17 protein-coding genes are annotated in these 15746 nt (G+C 56.8%); 6 read left to right on the plus strand and 11 right to left on the minus strand.

Annotated features, from left to right (window positions below):
* Positions 1-10 precede the first annotated feature (10 nt).
* The 5 genes from AC0V6Q_RS03775 (at position 11) to AC0V6Q_RS03795 (ending at position 5354) form a co-directional block, all read left to right on the plus strand.
* Positions 11-979, plus strand: a complete 969-nt coding sequence (locus AC0V6Q_RS03775; RefSeq protein ID WP_486167083.1) for an ABC transporter ATP-binding protein — start codon at positions 11-13, stop codon at positions 977-979.
* Complete coding sequence (locus tag AC0V6Q_RS03780) at positions 979-1758, plus strand: ABC transporter permease (RefSeq protein WP_486167084.1); 780 nt, start codon at positions 979-981, stop codon at positions 1756-1758. Before AC0V6Q_RS03775 ends, AC0V6Q_RS03780 begins: the two co-directional genes overlap by 1 nt.
* Before the next feature lie 7 nt (positions 1759-1765).
* On the plus strand, positions 1766-2890 hold the full coding sequence (gene tgt / locus AC0V6Q_RS03785; protein ID WP_486167085.1) for a tRNA guanosine(34) transglycosylase Tgt: 1125 nt from the start codon (positions 1766-1768) through the stop codon (positions 2888-2890).
* A 62-nt stretch (positions 2891-2952) separates the two neighbouring features.
* A complete protein-coding gene (locus tag AC0V6Q_RS03790) occupies positions 2953-4983 on the plus strand; it encodes an alpha/beta hydrolase family protein (protein WP_486167086.1) in 2031 nt (676 codons plus the stop codon).
* A gap of 56 nt (positions 4984-5039) precedes the next feature.
* Positions 5040-5354 carry a chorismate mutase gene (locus AC0V6Q_RS03795; RefSeq protein WP_486167087.1) on the plus strand — a complete coding sequence of 105 codons (315 nt, stop codon included), beginning with the start codon at positions 5040-5042 and terminating at the stop codon, positions 5352-5354.
* Here the strand turns inward: AC0V6Q_RS03795 and AC0V6Q_RS03800 are convergent.
* From AC0V6Q_RS03800 to rpiB, 8 genes are all read right to left on the minus strand, one after another.
* Entirely contained in the window at positions 5351-5980 is a 630-nt protein-coding gene (locus AC0V6Q_RS03800) for an NAD(P)H-dependent oxidoreductase (protein WP_486167088.1), read from the minus strand. The two genes, AC0V6Q_RS03795 and AC0V6Q_RS03800, sit on opposite strands and share 4 nt — an antisense overlap.
* Before the next feature lie 132 nt (positions 5981-6112).
* Positions 6113-7018: a 30S ribosomal protein S6--L-glutamate ligase gene (gene rimK / locus AC0V6Q_RS03805; protein WP_486167089.1), complete on the minus strand. Its 906-nt coding sequence runs from the start codon at positions 7016-7018 to the stop codon at positions 6113-6115.
* A complete protein-coding gene (locus AC0V6Q_RS03810; protein ID WP_486167090.1) occupies positions 7015-7467 on the minus strand; it encodes an ATP-dependent zinc protease family protein in 453 nt (150 codons plus the stop codon). Before AC0V6Q_RS03810 ends, rimK begins: the two co-directional genes overlap by 4 nt.
* A 184-nt stretch (positions 7468-7651) precedes the next feature.
* Positions 7652-8266: a 30S ribosomal protein S4 gene (rpsD, locus tag AC0V6Q_RS03815; protein WP_486167091.1), complete on the minus strand. Its 615-nt coding sequence runs from the start codon at positions 8264-8266 to the stop codon at positions 7652-7654.
* Positions 8267-8438: 172 nt separating this feature from the next.
* On the minus strand, positions 8439-9185 hold the full coding sequence (locus tag AC0V6Q_RS03820) for an RNA methyltransferase (RefSeq protein ID WP_486167092.1): 747 nt from the start codon (positions 9183-9185) through the stop codon (positions 8439-8441).
* A 2-nt stretch (positions 9186-9187) separates the two neighbouring features.
* Complete coding sequence (nrdR, locus tag AC0V6Q_RS03825) at positions 9188-9664, minus strand: transcriptional regulator NrdR (RefSeq protein ID WP_486167093.1); 477 nt, start codon at positions 9662-9664, stop codon at positions 9188-9190.
* A gap of 9 nt (positions 9665-9673) precedes the next feature.
* Positions 9674-10996, minus strand: coding sequence for a serine hydroxymethyltransferase (gene glyA, locus AC0V6Q_RS03830; RefSeq protein WP_486167094.1), 1323 nt, complete (start codon positions 10994-10996; stop codon positions 9674-9676).
* Positions 10993-11472, minus strand: coding sequence for a ribose 5-phosphate isomerase B (gene rpiB / locus AC0V6Q_RS03835; RefSeq protein WP_486167095.1), 480 nt, complete (start codon positions 11470-11472; stop codon positions 10993-10995). Before rpiB ends, glyA begins: the two co-directional genes overlap by 4 nt.
* A gap of 163 nt (positions 11473-11635) precedes the next feature.
* Between rpiB and AC0V6Q_RS03840 the strand changes: the two genes are divergently transcribed.
* On the plus strand, positions 11636-12325 hold the full coding sequence (locus AC0V6Q_RS03840; protein WP_486167096.1) for a hypothetical protein: 690 nt from the start codon (positions 11636-11638) through the stop codon (positions 12323-12325).
* Between the two features lie 11 nt (positions 12326-12336).
* On the opposite strand, the gene parA is transcribed toward AC0V6Q_RS03840, so the two are convergent.
* The 3 genes from parA to rpoD form a co-directional block, all read right to left on the minus strand.
* Complete coding sequence (parA, locus tag AC0V6Q_RS03845) at positions 12337-12984, minus strand: ParA family partition ATPase (RefSeq protein WP_486167097.1); 648 nt, start codon at positions 12982-12984, stop codon at positions 12337-12339.
* A gap of 100 nt (positions 12985-13084) precedes the next feature.
* Positions 13085-13687, minus strand: coding sequence for a hypothetical protein (locus tag AC0V6Q_RS03850; protein ID WP_486167098.1), 603 nt, complete (start codon positions 13685-13687; stop codon positions 13085-13087).
* Positions 13688-13698: 11 nt separating this feature from the next.
* Positions 13699-15720: an RNA polymerase sigma factor RpoD gene (rpoD, locus tag AC0V6Q_RS03855; protein ID WP_486167099.1), complete on the minus strand. Its 2022-nt coding sequence runs from the start codon at positions 15718-15720 to the stop codon at positions 13699-13701.
* Positions 15721-15746: the final 26 nt, after the last annotated feature.

Genomic DNA, 15746 nt, shown 5'->3' on the forward strand with positions numbered 1-15746 from the left:
CGGGTGAAGCATGTCCGATCCCATTCTCTCCATTACCGGCCTGACCAAGGTCTATTCAGGGCCAGGTGGCCAAGGCGTCAAAGCGCTCGACAATGTCGATCTCGACATTCGCAAAGGCGAGATTTTTGCGCTTTTGGGACCCAACGGTGCAGGCAAGACGACTTTGATCGGCGCGGTATGCGGCCTTGTGCGTCCGACATCCGGCACGATCACCGCGTTTGGCAGCGACCTTGCGACCGACTGGCGCGCCGCGCGCGCGCGGATCGGACTGGTCCCGCAAGAGCTTTCGACCGACATGTTCGAAACGGTCTGGCGCGCCGTATCCTATTCGCGCGGCCTGTTCGGGCTTGCACCTGACAAGGGCCGGATCGAGGAAATCCTGCGCGCGCTCAGCCTTTGGGAGAAGAAGGACAATCAGATCCGCGAGCTTTCCGGCGGGATGAAGCGCCGGGTCCTGATCGCAAAGGCGCTAGCGCATGAACCCGACCTGTTGTTCCTTGATGAGCCCACGGCCGGCGTCGATGTCGAACTTCGCAAAGGTATGTGGGAACAGATCGGTGCTCTGCGCGATCGCGGCGCGACGATCATCCTGACAACGCATTACATCGAAGAGGCCGAACTGATGGCCGACCGTGTGGGCATCATCCGCAAGGGCCGTATTCTGATGGTCGATGACAAGGCATCCATCATGCAACACATGGGCAGCACCGAAGCCGTGCTAACACTGGCTGAACCATTGGACGCCGTTCCGGCAAGCCTTGCAGAGTTTGCGCTGACGCTGGGCGAGGGTGGGCGCACGCTGATCTATCGCGGCGGCGGCGCGGACGAGGCCGAGCAGACAAGCAATGCCGAGGTAGCAAAGCTCACCAAGGCTCTGATTGCAAACGGGATCGACTACACCGGGATCGACATTCATGATTCCTCGCTTGAGGATATTTTTGTCGACCTTGTCTCCGAACGCGAAGAGGAGCGTGCGTGATGGCAAAGGGCAGGATCTTCAACTTCCGCAGCGCATGGTCAATTTACAAGCGCGAACTGATGCGTGCGATGCGCACGGCGTTTCAGTCGATCCTTTCGCCGGTCCTTACAACATCGCTTTACTTCATCGTGTTTGGGACCGTGATCGGTGCGCGGATGGAGCCTGTCGACGGGGTGTCTTACGGTGCGTTTATCATTCCGGGGCTTTTGATGCTCACCTTGCTGGGCGAGACGACCAGCAATTCCTCTTTCGGCATCTATATGCCGCGTTTTACCGGCACCATATATGAGCTCTTGTCTGCGCCTGTTGGTGTGGGTGAAACGCTGGTCGGCTTTGTTGGAGCAGCCGCGACCAAGGGACTGATCCTCGCCGCAATCATCCTTGGAACCGCGACCTTTTTTGTCGATTATGAGATCAAATATCCGCTCGCCGCGATGGGGTACATCATGCTCGTTGCAGCCAGCTTCTCGCTTTTCGGATTTATCCTTGGGCTGTGGGCGGATAGCTTTGAAAAGCTCGGGATTATCCCCCTGCTTTTCCTGACACCGCTGACGTTCCTTGGGGGCACATTTTATTCGATTGATGACTTGCCCGGCATCTGGTCCACCATCGCCTATGCCAACCCGATTGCGTTTCTGGTAAGCGGCCTTCGATGGACGTTTTATGGCACGTCTGATGTGTCGATCTGGACATCGCTGGGCATGACATTTGGCTTTTTGGCGCTGTGTGTCGGCGTCATCGCTTTCATCTTCAAAACCGGATGGCGGTTAAGAGAATAATTCGCACATGACCCGTTTTTCCTTTAATCTCCACGCCACAGATGGCCGTGCGCGCACAGGCAAAATCACGATGCAGCGCGGCGAAATCCGGACGCCTGCGTTCATGCCTGTGGGCACCGCTGCGACGGTCAAGGCGATGAAGCCCGAAAGTGTGCGCGAGATCGGCGCGGATATTATCCTTGGCAATACTTATCACCTAATGCTGCGCCCTGGGGCAGAGCGAGTGGCGCGGCTTGGTGGGCTTCACAATTTCATGAAATGGGACCGCCCGATCCTGACCGATAGCGGCGGCTATCAGGTGATGAGCCTGTCCGACCTTCGCAAATTGACCGAGAAAGGCGTTGAGTTTCGCAGCCATATCGATGGCTCTAAACATATGCTGACGCCAGAGCGTTCGATGGAAATTCAGCGTTTGCTCGGCTCCGACATTGTCATGTGCTTTGACGAATGCCCGCGCGCAGATCGTCCGCGTGATGAAATCGCCGCCTCGATGGAATTGTCCATGCGCTGGGCCAAGCGCAGCCGTGATGGCTTTGACAGCGGCGAGGAACATGCCGCGCGCTCAGCCCTGTTCGGCATCCAACAAGGGGCGTTGGACGAAGACCTTCGCCGTGTCAGCGCGCAAAAGCTCATCGACATCGGCTTCGATGGATATGCGGTAGGCGGCCTTGCCGTGGGCGAGGGGCAAGAGGCGATGTTTGGCGTGCTCGATTACGCCCCCGAAATGTTGCCCAAGGATCGGCCACGCTACCTTATGGGCGTTGGCAAACCTGACGATCTGGTCGGCGCTGTAGAACGCGGGATCGACATGTTCGATTGCGTCCTTCCGACACGATCGGGTCGCAATGGGCAGGCTTTCACATGGAATGGGCCGATTAACTTGCGCAATGCAAAATTTGCCGAGGATCAAGAGCCGCTGGACCCCGCGTCCGATTGTTCGGCCTCGCGCGATTACTCAAAGGCGTATTTGCATCACTTGCACAAGAGCCACGAGATATTGGGAGCGATGCTTTTAACCGAACATAACCTCGCCTTTTATCAGGCTTTGATGCAAAAAATGCGTGATGCGATTGCGCAAGGCACTTTTACTGCATTCGCGACTGAGTTCAGGCGTAATTATTTGGGGAAGTGAGCTTTGACAAAGCTCTGATACTTCGCAATATTCGCTCCATATTGTCTATGGGGTCACATTTCATGAAAAACAGTGGGAAGGTCCGTTTGGGCCTGATGGCTTGCGCTGCATTTGCGGGCGCGGCGTCGATTGCGGGCATGGGGCCCCTGTCTTCGGTATCTCCGGCATATGCGAACGAAGCCGAAGATGCTGCCAAGAGATTTGGCGCGCGGTCATCCGTGCTCGACATCAGCCTGTCGCCTAGCGGGACAAAGCTCGCGTGGATTGCGCCAGGCCCCGGCCATACAGAACAGCTCCTTGTGATCGATATGGAAGATGGCAAAGGCGTCACTCCAATCAGCACAAATTCCGCGGTCCATGCCGATCTTTCCCGCTGCGAATGGGCGACCGATGAACGCTTGGTGTGCGAGATATCCGGCATGAGCAAGGCCGGCGACGGCGTGCTTGTCCCGTTTACGCGTATGTTCACAATCGGCGATGATGGCTCTGACGTCACCTCCTTGACCGAACGGCGTAGCATTCGCGCGCTTGGCTTCAATCAGAATGGCGGCGATATTGTTGCGCTGGATGTCGAAGGTGAGGAAGGCCGCCTTCTGATAACGCGCAACTACATTCCGGAAAGAGAAACCGGCACCCGGATGGCGAGCAGCAAAGAGGGGCTGGGTGTTGACCAAATCGACGTAGAAAACGGCAAGCGGCGGGTTGAGCTGCAGCCTGATGGCGATGCCGATTATTACCTCGCCGACGACAAGGGATATGTCCGGTTAAAAGCGCGAAGTGCAACTGATAGCCGCGGCTATGTGAAAGACAGCCAAATGTATCTGGTGCGCGAAAGCGGCAAGAATGATTGGGAGCGGTTGGATAACGTCACCTTGAACGGGGATGTCATCGATTTCAGGCCCGCGGCCATTGACGCAGGTTCAAATCAGCTTCTCGCTTACACCTCTATCAATGGATACAATGCGCTGGTAGGTATTGCGCTTGATGGGACCGCCACCGCAAAGGTCATTGCAGCGCGCGATGACGTCGACGTGGATGGCCTTGTTCGCATCGGTCGCCAGCGCCGCGTGGTCGGAGTGAGCTATGCGACAGAGAAGCGCGCGGTCGAGTATTTCGACGAGGAATTGGCTTCGCTTGCAAAGGCGTTGGAAAAGGCTTTGCCAACACAGCCACTTATCAATTTTGCCGGAGCGAGCGCTGATGAGAACAAGCTTATCATCATTGCTTCATCAGACACGGACCCCGGCACAGTTTACTTGTTCGACAAGGCGTCCAAAAACCTCGAGCTCCTTTTGGCGATGCGCGACTCCCTCATCAATCAACCTATGGGTGAAATGCGTGCCGTGACGTTTCCGGCCGCAGATGGCACGCAAATACCTGGCTATCTGACCCTTCCGGTCGGTTCCGAGGGTAAGGGCCTTCCTGCAATTGTACTCCCGCATGGAGGTCCGGCTGCGCGTGATTATTGGGGCTTTGACTGGATCGTACAGTTCTTCACTGCACGTGGTTATGCCGTGCTCCAGCCCAATTTTCGCGGGTCATCAGGGTATGGCGAAGCTTGGTATGGGCGCAACGGGTTCAAGGCATGGGACGTGGCGATCGGCGATGTGAACGATGCGGGACGCTGGCTTGTGTCTGAAGGGATTGCAGACGCGCAAAAGCTCGCAATCGTGGGCTGGTCCTATGGCGGCTATGCAGCCTTGCAATCGCAGGTTGTTGACCCCGACCTCTACAAAGCCGTTGTCGCCATCGCTCCGGTGACCGACCTTGAATACTTGCGCTCCGACGCCCGGGCCTACACCAGCTTTCGCTTTCGCGATGAGCAGTTAGGGCGCGGACCTCACATCGAAGCGGGCAGTCCACGCCGCCATGCGGAAAAGTTTGCAAGCCCTGTTGCCCTTTTCCACGGAACACGGGACGTCAACGTGGATGTGCGGCATTCCAAGGGGATGGCAGATGCGCTCAAGGATGCTGGAAAACCGGTTAGCTTTGTCGAGTTCGAAGACCTGCAACATGGTTTGCAGGACAGCGATGCGCGTACGAAGATGTTGGGCGACATTGACCGTTTCCTGACAGAGAGCCTTGGCCGCTGAGATTCTCGGCCAAAGCCCTCTCGACAAATGGGCGGGGAGAGGCCAAGTGCCTTCGCATGAACGACTTTTCCGCCAAACTCCCTGAACAGTGCGAAACTATGCTCGATGTGCGCGCAGGCGTTGATGCCACCGACCGCGAGCTTGTGGCACTGCTTGAACGGCGCTTTGGCTATATGCGTGCAGCGGCCCGGATAAAGCCAACTCGTGACGCTGTCCGGGACGAAGAGCGCAAAGCAAGTGTTATTGCGGCCGCAAAGGCAGAAGCGAAGGCACGCGGCCTGCCCAGTGACTTGATCGCAGAGTTATGGGACCAATTGGTCGAGGGCTCTATCGCTTATGAGTTTGACGAATGGGACAAGACGAGGGGCTAGCCCCGACCTAAGAAACGATCGAGCCGCATTTGTTTCTTTTCTGGCGATTTCGCACGAATTGAACGTGCCATCTTCTCGATCTTCGTTTGCCATTTGGCGATATTCTTCTCTGCCCCGCCATCTTTGATCACGCCGCAAGCGAGGAAACGCACGGGAGCAAAGCCGACAAAGCCAAGCACCTGGCCCTTCCAGCGTTTGATGATGGAGTTGCCATAGAGAAGGCGCAGAAAGAAGGGCGGGGTGTCCATCGTGGCGATCACATCCGCTGAACGCCCTTCAAGATATTTGTCCCACATCATGCCTTCCTTGTGAAACTGGTACATAAATCCGGGCAGAAAGAGCCTGTCGATAAGGCCCTTAAGCTCAGCTGGTTCTGCGCCCCACCACATGGGAAATGCGAATACGGCATGGTCACAGGCGTCAAACTTCTCAGCCATTGATTGGATATCCGGCTCCCAATCGGTGCGTTTTAGATAGCCGTGTCGCAGGATTGGAGCGAATTCCATATCGCGAACATTGACGCGGGTTATGTCGGTGCCTGCAGGCAGAGCTGCCTGATAGATATCGAGCAGATGCGATGAGAAGCGCCCCTCATCCGGGTGCCCGTCAATTAGCAGTACGTTCATGTGTCGATCCCCTTTGAGATCAACCTTGCAAAGCGAAGGACAAAAGGAAAGAGCGACCCCGAAGGATCGCCCTGAATTCTGTACCGATTTGCCTGGAAGGGATTAGCGCACATCCAATGTGCACCATCCGCCTTATCCGCTGCCTTTGGTCTTGGTTTTTCCGGCCTTTGCGTTGTGCTCGATAAATTCAATAATTTTCGTGGCGAGGTCGAGGCCTGTGGCTTTCTCGATACCTTCTATGCCAGGCGACGAATTGACCTCCATCACAACCGGTCCGTGATTGGACCGCAGCATATCGACACCGCAGACATTCAGACCCATTCTTTTAGCTGCGCTAACGGCGGTGGATCGTTCAGCTGGCGTGACTTTGACAACTTGCGCGCTGCCGCCCCGGTGCAGGTTTGAGCGAAAATCGTCCGGCGCACCTGTCCGCTTCATCGCGCCAACAACCTTGCCGCCCACGACCAGTGCGCGGATGTCAGTGCCGCCGGCCTCTGCAATAAATTCCTGCACTAGGATGTTTACATTGGCCCCGCGGAACGCTTCGATGACCGACTTTGCGCTCGACATGGTTTCAGCCAAAACGACGCCAATGCCCTGTGTTCCTTCGAGCAGCTTGATGACAACCGGCGGCCCTTTGACCGCCTTGATAATTTCCTCGGCTGCCTTGGGATCATTGGCATAGGCCGTCAATGGCAAGCCGATCCCGTATTTGGAGAGGATCTGCATACTGCGCAGCTTATCCCGGCTACGCCCGATGGCGACGCTTTCATTGAGAGGCCAGACGCCTTGCATTTCGAACTGACGCAGCACGGCAAGGCCATAATTCGTGATTGAGGCCCCGATGCGCGGGATCACGGCATCAAATGTGCTCATGGTTTCGCCATTGTACGTCAGGGTCGGCCGATGGCTTGCGATATTTACGTTGCAACGCGTGGTGTTGAGAATCTCCAAAGAATGGCCACGCGCTTCGGCCGCTTCTTTCAGCCTTGTGTGCGAATAGAGGTTCGGATTGCGTGCAAGCATGGCAATTTTCACGGCATGTAGCCTTTCGATTTTTCTCGCAGAGGGGGCTGCAACCAGGAGTGTCCACTGTCCACCAGGAAGCGCCGGCGCAAAGCCGTCCGCCCGATGAGCATGGGAAATTTCATATCAGACCGGTCCGCAAGGCTGATTTCGGCTTTAAATTCGAGGTCACCGATCCGCACAGGCGTTTTGATGACATAGCGTTTTTGGGTGTCACCATTTGAACTGGTGATGCCCCTTACATCGACGTGGATCGCTTCGCATTCGTGTGTTTCGCCGTTCCAGTCGACAGCAAAGCGGACATATTGGCCGTCGGGCCGGTCGATTTCGTCAAGGACATGGGCATGAAGCGACGAGGTGCGGGCGCCTGTGTCGATTTTGGCCTGGATGTCTGACAGGTTGAGCGATGGCAGAGTGACCAACTCGCGCCAACCAACGACCCGGGGGGCGTTATCTGTCATAAATGCACGCGATTGCCATCGGCCTCAGTCCTGCTTTCCAAGACGGGGATAGGCGAAGACCGAGCAGGTTCCTAGCAGAATTATCCCTCATTGGTCGGCATCTGACCGCGATGTAATAGGGGCCAAAAGAAAAGGGCGACCCCGAAGGATCGCCCTGAATTCCTGGTGGTGTTCGGCGTTAGAATTAACGCGAGTAGAACTCGACCACGAGGTTTGGTTCCATCGTTACCGGGTAAGGCACTTCGTCAAGCTTAGGCACGCGGGTGAACTGAACCTTGTCGTTGCCATCCGGAGCAACGTAGTCAGGAATTTCACGCTCTGGCAGGCTTTGCGCTTCGATCACGAGAACCATTTCCTTGGCCTTGTTGCCGAGGCTGATCACATCGCCAACGTCACAGCGGCGCGAAGGAATGTTACACTTCACACCGTTGACGTAGATGTGGCCGTGGTTGACGATCTGACGCGCTGCAAAGATTGTTGGCGCGAACTTGGCGCGGTACACGATCATGTCGAGGCGACGCTCGAGCAGACCGATGAGGTTTTGACCGGTGTCACCCTTCATGCGGGTTGCGTCTTTGTAGGTTGAGCGGAACTGCTTCTCCGTCACGTCGCCGTAATAGCCTTTGAGCTTCTGCTTGGCGCGAAGCTGAAGACCGAAGTCGCTCATCTTGCTCTTACGACGCTGACCGTGTTGGCCTGGACCGTACGAACGCTTGTTCACTGGTGAATTTGGACGGCCCCAGATGTTTTCACCCATGCGGCGGTCGAGTTTATGCTTGGAGCTCTTACGCTTCGACATATGTCTTTCCTTTAAATTTGCTTGGCCTACCCCCAATCACATGAACCGGCAGCAGGCGTTGAACCCGGTATCGCACCACTAAGCCTATTTGCTCAGTGCGGTCGCCGCTTCACCGGGGTGCGGGACCAATCTTGCGAGGGCGCGTATACAGTGCCGCGCGCCTAAATCAAGTTTAATCGGAAACGTCTTTATCTGGCCGGCCAAGCGAGGTGAGAACCCCGCGCAAGGTGCGCACCTCAAGGTGGTTCCAACCCGGCTTTGTCAGCACTGTGCGAAGGGTGCGCCTTGTCGCCTCTGCGCGGGCCTCGGGGTAGAAGTACCCCTTGGGGCCAAGCATCCCCTCAAGATGCGCAATGAGACCCTCAAGCTCGTCCTGCGGGGCAGGGGGAAGGGTGTCTTCCTCGGCTGTAGGCTGGACCAAGTCGCTTTGTTCAAGCTCACGACCGATGCGTGACCATTCATAGGCGGTAAGGATTACTGCTTGCGCAAGGTTTAGCGAACCGAACTCGGGATTGATCGGCACTGTCAGGATGTAACGGGCAAGAGCCACGTCCTCAGTTGCCAGCCCCGACGCCTCACGTCCGAACAACACCGCATGACGCCCGCTTTGTGCGTGCATCTGCCGCGCTGCCTCATCCGGGCCGACAACAGGCTTGGTCACGCCGCGCTTGCGAACCGTGGTTGCATAGACATGCTCGCAGTCAGCCACGGCCTCTGCGGTTGTCTCGTAAATCTTCGCCTCGTCCAGAACGATATCGGCACCCGCTGCCGCAGGTCCAGCGCTCGGGTTTGGCCAGCCATCGCGAGGGGCAACAATGCGCATTTCCGTCAGCCCGAAGTTGAGCATGGCACGCGCAGCTTTACCGATGTTCTCACCCAATTGCGGGCGGACCAGCACGATGATCGGCTTGTCAGACATGCTCAGTCTTTGGCCGCGTCGGCGATGGTGCTGGCAAACTCTTCAAAGTCCTTGGCCTCTGAAAAATCGCGATAGACACTGGCAAAGCGGATGTAGGCGACCGAATCGAGCTGCTTCAGGCCGTCCATTACCATCTCCCCAATGCGCGAGGAGGGCACTTCGGGATCGCCAGCGGTCTCAACCTGGCGCTGAATGCCGGACACGAGTTGGTCGATCCGTTCCTGCGACACATCGCGTTTGCGACAGGCAAGAGCGACGGATTTCTCAAGCTTGGAACGGTCAAACGGTTCGCGCTTCAAATCCGAACCGTCTGGCCCGGCTTTGACAATCACGACCTCGCGCAATTGCACGCGCTCAAACGTGGTGAAGCGTGCGCCACAAGAATTGCACTGCCGGCGCCTACGAATCGAGGTATTGTCCTCGGTAGGGCGGCTGTCTTTCACCTGTGTGTCTTCGTGAGCGCAAAAGGGGCAGCGCATGTGTGGTGCTCAGCTTTTCGGATAGACCGGGAAGTCAGCGCACAGCTTGGCAACGCGGCCTCGCACGCTTTCTTCGACCTGTGCATCACCTTCCGGGCCATTCTTCGAAAGCCCGTCGACGACTTCGGCAATAAGCTGGCCAATCTGACGAAATTCAACCGGACCAAAGCCGCGCGTGGTGCCCGCTGGCGTGCCGAGGCGAATGCCGCTGGTCACAAAGGGCGAACGCGTATCGAAGGGAATGCCGTTCTTGTTGCATGTGAGCCATGCCCGGTCGAGGCCAGCTTCTGCGGCTTTACCAGTTACATCCTTCGCTGTGAGGTCGACCAACATAGAGTGGTTGTCCGTGCCGCCTGAAACAATCCGCAGGCCGTTCTCTTCAAGGCTCGCAGCGAGCGCGCGGGCGTTTTCAACGATGCGGTGGGCATAGGTTTTGAACTCAGGCGCCAGCGCTTCTTTGAACGCCACCGCCTTGGCGGCCACAACATGCATCAGCGGGCCGCCCTGAAGGCCGGGGAACACCGCCATATTCAATGGCTTGGTATATTTCTCGTCATTCCAAAGGATGATGCCGGAACGCGGGCCACGCAGCGACTTGTGCGTCGTCGAGGTCACAATATCGCAATGCGGGAAGGGCGAGGGGTGCGCGCCGCCAGCCACGAGGCCGGAGATATGGCTCATATCGCACAGCAGGATCGCGCCCACTTCATCAGCGATCGCGCGGAATGCGGCAAAGTCCCATTGGCGCGAATAGGCCGTGCCGCCACAGATAATGAGCTTGGGCTTGTGCTCGCGCGCTGTAGCCGCAACCGCATCCATATCGATCAGTTCTTCGCCCTCGGTCACGCCGTAGCTGACCGGGTTGAACCACTTGCCGCTCATATTGACGGGCGAACCGTGTGTAAGGTGCCCGCCTGAATTGAGATCCAGGCCCATAAAAGTGTCGCCCGGCTCAAGCATTGCGAGGAACACCGCCTGGTTCATCTGGCTGCCCGAGTTTGGCTGAACATTGGCAAAATTGCATCCAAACAATTGCTTGGCGCGCTCAATTGCCAGTGTTTCGACCACGTCGGCATAGTCGCAGCCGCCATAATAACGCTTGCCCGGATAGCCTTCTGCGTATTTGTTCGTGAACACGCTACCCGTCGCTTCAAGAACCGCTTTCGATGCGATGTTCTCAGATGCAATCAGCTCGATCTTATCCTGCTGACGCGCAAGCTCCTTGCCGACAGCTGCAGCAATTTCCGGATCAGCGCTCGCCAGATCGTCATGCCAAAACCCGTGCCCAGGAGTGTTTAGGGGGTCGGTCAGGGTCGAAGGGTTAGTGCTCATTGGTGGGCCTCAATGTGATCGGGGTCGATTGGTGGATTGCCGAGCTTTGCAACGCGGCGTTGATGACGGCCAGCCGGATCACCTTCATCGGCAAACTGAGTGGCAAGAAAAGTAGCTACGCAAGACTTCGCCATTTCGATGCCTGTCAAACGCGCACCCAAGGCAATGCAGTTCGCATTGTTGTGTTCCCGCGCGAGGGCCGCGGACAAAGGCTCCGATACCAGAGCGCAGCGAACGCCCGGATGACGGTTCACGCTGATCGAAATGCCGATGCCAGACCCGCACAAGGCGACGCCAAAGTCAGCGGTGCCATCGGCAATCACATCGGCAAGCTTGTATCCATAGTCAGGATAATCGACGCTTTCTCCAGGCTCTGGACCCAGGTCGGCAACTTCGTGGCCCTCTTCCATCAACCATTCAGCAAGCTCGGCTTTCAGGTCAGTGGCGGCATGATCGGAGGCAATGGCTATACGCATGGCACCGCTACATAGTGTGATCGCGCCTGCTTCTCCACCCCAATAGATGTGCTTTTCGACGTTTCTTGTGCGCCCATAGGACAATCGCTTGGGCGCGGCTCTTGATAAGGGGGGCACTATGTTTCATGCCACAGCATCAAGATTTCGTCTTAGGTGCCGTGCGATGCGTTTTGTCCTCCTTCTTGCAATATTGCTGGCCGCAGCGGTCCCTTTGGGGAGCAATTTGGCCGCACAATCCGAAGGAGTGCCAGCGCTCGCGGCAGAGCAGGTGAAGCGCGCCTCGGCAATCGAACCGGGCTATGGCGCTGTGATCATCTCGATTCGCAGCGAACTTTATCTGGAAGAACCTTTGGACGTCTTCTTTTTGCGCGAAGGTGGTGAGGTCACGAACCCGGCGGACGTCGTGACCTTTGGGCGAAAGCAGAGCTTCTTTGCGTTCGGCAATTCTACAGTGAAGTATCAGGTGCGTGCCTATCAATTGAGGGCCGGAACCTATCGCCTGGTTGCCCACGGCATCGATTGTCCCAAAATTCCGGCCGAGGACGAGCGTTGCCTGATTGATCGCAGAGGATTGACCGGAACCGTCGAAGTGTCGCGTCCGTCGCGCGGCTATGGCGATATCGCGCCGACTTTCGAGGTTCGCGAAGGAATGCTGACCAATGCCGGCGACTTTGCTCTGACATCGCGCAACTCAATCGAGTGGTCAGCCATTCCGGCAAAGGAATTTCGCAAAGCGAGCCAGCGGTTTCGCAGACTGCAATCCGGGCCTGAACCTGTGATACCTGAAGGATTCGCGCTGAAATACGGGCTATTCCCGCGCAGTTTCGAGGATGACCGGCACCGCCGATATTAGGCGCGCGTCGATTAGTCTTTCGACTTGTTGAGCGTTTTGTTCAGCCATTTCCAAAGCTTGTCTATCTCTTTGGCGGCTTTCCCGTCAGGTGACAGTTCGCTTGCGGTCTCGCCCTTGGCGCTTGACCGGTGGAAATCGGCCCGTTCACCCAATTGCACCGGAGCGATCTCTAGACCCATGTCTTTGGCCGCCTTCTTCGCTTCTTTGGCAAGCTTGGTCGCGCCAGTGGGAACACCGTTTAAAACGACAAAAGCGGGCGTCTGCGCGTAGTTCACGAGGTCGGCAATCGGCTCAAGCGCTGCCAGATCGAACGCGCGTGGCTTTGTCGGGATAAGGACAATGTCCGCCGCTTTGATCGCTTCGCGCGCCGCTGCATCAGCATGGGGAGGGGTGTCGATCACGATAAAGTCGACGCCATTCTTTTTCGCGCTCTCAATCGTGCGGCCAAGTCGGGCAGGGGGAGCGGTTACAACAACGGGCAGGAAGTCGCCGCGCCAATCGCTCCACGCCGCAGCGGTGGCTTGCGGATCGGTATCCACCACACAGCTTTCGTGCTTTGCTGCGGCAGCGCGAGTGGCGAGGTTCACCGCAAGCGTGGTCTTACCCGAACCGCCTTTTTGGCTGACGATGGCGATAGTGATGGGGTCGGATTTTGGCATGGGGTGTTCCCGTGATCTTTAGTCGTCCACGATCCCCCAACTGGCCATATATTGCAAGTGCGAAGGCGTGTTTTCCGCAAGTGCGAAGTTGAAAGCCCGACTAGCTGCCTTGTCCGACGCCTGCCGCTTGAAGGCGCTCAATCACTTCGGGGTTGTTTTCGAGGTATTCGACAACCTCGGCCTGCAGCTTTTGCACCTCAACCTGCTGAACTTCGTTTACATCCGTAAAGAACGCTTCATTGGCAGCCGCAACAGCCGGGTCTGAGAGGAGTTTCTGGGTCTGGGAGAAGTAACGCTGACCGCTCGTCGTAGATGCAAATGCGCGAATGTCTTTCAACTCGGCGAGCGTGAATTCGCGTGTGTAGGCAATCGCTGTCGATTTGATCATGCTCGGCAGGTGCTTGGTGATCATCGGGCGCATCACTTCTGGGAGCGAGGCGAGAAAACCATCCATGATCGCGCGGATGCCAGGCTCTTCGAATATCGGACCTGTCATTGCTGACGTTGCCATTTGATTGCCCATCGTGGTCGCAATATCGACCATTTCCTGTTCGCGCGTGTCGATCGGAAACATGATGTCCATGATCGCCATGGCCTCAGTCATCTCATCGGCGGGCGGGGTGTACCCGTCGTCTTGTGCAAGGGCAGGGGATGCAAGCGCGAGAGCACCCGCGCCAAATACGAGTGTTTTCAGGAGCTTCATTGCCTGTCCTATCACTGATCCAGGAACGAACGCATTTTGCGCGAACGGCTTGGGTGCTTCAGTTTGCGCAGCGCTTTTGCCTCGATCTGACGGATACGTTCACGGGTAACGGAGAACTGCTGACCGACCTCCTCCAAAGTATGGTCGGTGTTCATGCCGATACCAAAGCGCATCCGCAGAACGCGCTCTTCACGCGGGGTCAGCGATGCAAGCACGCGGGTGACGGTTTCCTTGAGGTTTGCCTGAATAGCGGCATCCACTGGGATGATCGCGTTCTTGTCCTCGATGAAATCGCCAAGGTGCAAATCTTCTTCATCGCCAATTGGCGTCTCGAGGCTGATCGGCTCTTTGGCGATTTTCATCACCTTGCGAACCTTTTCGAGCGGCATGGAGAGACGCGCTGCCATTTCTTCAGGCGTCGGCTCGCGGCCCTCTTCGTGAAGGAACTGGCGGCTTGTGCGCACCAGCTTGTTGATCGTCTCGATCATGTGTACCGGAATACGGATCGTCCGCGCCTGGTCGGCAATTGAGCGGGTGATCGCCTGACGGATCCACCACGTTGCATAAGTGCTGAATTTGTAGCCGCGGCGGTATTCGAATTTGTCGACCGCCTTCATCAGGCCGATGTTACCTTCCTGAATAAGATCAAGGAATTGCAGGCCACGGTTGGTGTATTTCTTGGCGATGGAGATCACCAGTCGAAGGTTGGCTTCCACCATTTCCTTCTTCGCGATGCGTGCCTCGCGCTCGCCTTTTTGCACCATGTTGACGATGCGGCGGAACTCGGGGAGCGCCATGCCGGTGTTTGCGGCAATATCGGTGATTTCGGTGCGGATACGGTCAAGCGCGCCTTCTTCCTTCTCGGCGAAGGCAGCCCATTTTTTGTCCTTGGCCGCACGCTCGGCAATCCAGCTGTCATCAAGCTCATTGCCGACGTAGGATTTGAGGAAGTCGATCCGCTTGATCTTGTGACGCTCAGCCAGGCGCAGCATCTGGCCGCCCAGGGCGGTCAAACGGCGGTTAAAGGCATAAAGATTGTCGACGAGGAATTCGATTTTCGCGGCATGGAACTGCACGCTTTCGACTTCTGCGGTAAGCTCGTCCGAGAGCTTTTCGTACTTGTTTTCTTTGGCTTTCGGGAAGACGCCGCCATCGGCGAGCACTTGAACCCGCTCAAGCTGAAGCTTCTCGAAGCTTTTGAAAAGCTTGGTAATCCGGGCAAAACGCTCAATCGCGTCAGGCTTAAGCGCGGCTTCCATTTGAGCAAGGGAGAGAGTGTTGTCCTCCTCCTCTTCCTCTTCCTTTTTGGAGCCTTCGCCGTCTTCGCCGTCTTCGCCCTCTTCCTTGTGATCTTCGACTTCATCGTCGTCGTCACGGATGGTCGGGCCAGCGGTCTCTTCAGAGATTTCGCCGCCTTTTTCAGCTTCCTCGTTTTCCTCTTCCATCTTGTCTGGCGGAGGCTCTTTAGAAAGCATCGCGTCAAGATCGAGGATTTCGCGAAGCTGCATGTCTTCGGAATTCAACGCTTCGGACCATTGGATGATGGCGTGGAAAGTGATCGGGCTCTGGCAAAGGCCCATGATCATCATGTCGCGGCCCGCTTCGATACGCTTGGCAATCGCGATTTCACCCTCGCGGCTGAGCAATTCCACCGCGCCCATTTCGCGCAGATACATACGCACTGGGTCATCGGTGCGTTCACCCGTGCCGGTTTTCTTGGCAGCAGGCTTGGCAGCAGCGGCAGGCTTTTTCTTCTCGTCGTCGACTTCCATCGCTTCGACTTCGGCGTCTTGTTCCGCCTCGGCCTCGGCTTCTTCGTCGTTCTCGACAATCTGGACGCCCATTTCGGAAAGGGCAGTCTGGATGTCTTCGATCTGATCGGGGCTCATCTCCCCGGAAGGCAAAGCAGCGTTGAGCTCATCATAAGTGATGTAGCCCTTCTTCTTTGCCTTGGTCATGAGCTTCTTCACAGACGCCTCATTGAGGTCGATCAGCGGTGCGTCGTCTTTGTCGCTCTTAGCGCTCGTTGCCATGTACTTGTTTGTCCGTTCGCCGGAGC

It is taken from the genome of Erythrobacter sp. S227 (genome assembly GCF_057364925.1).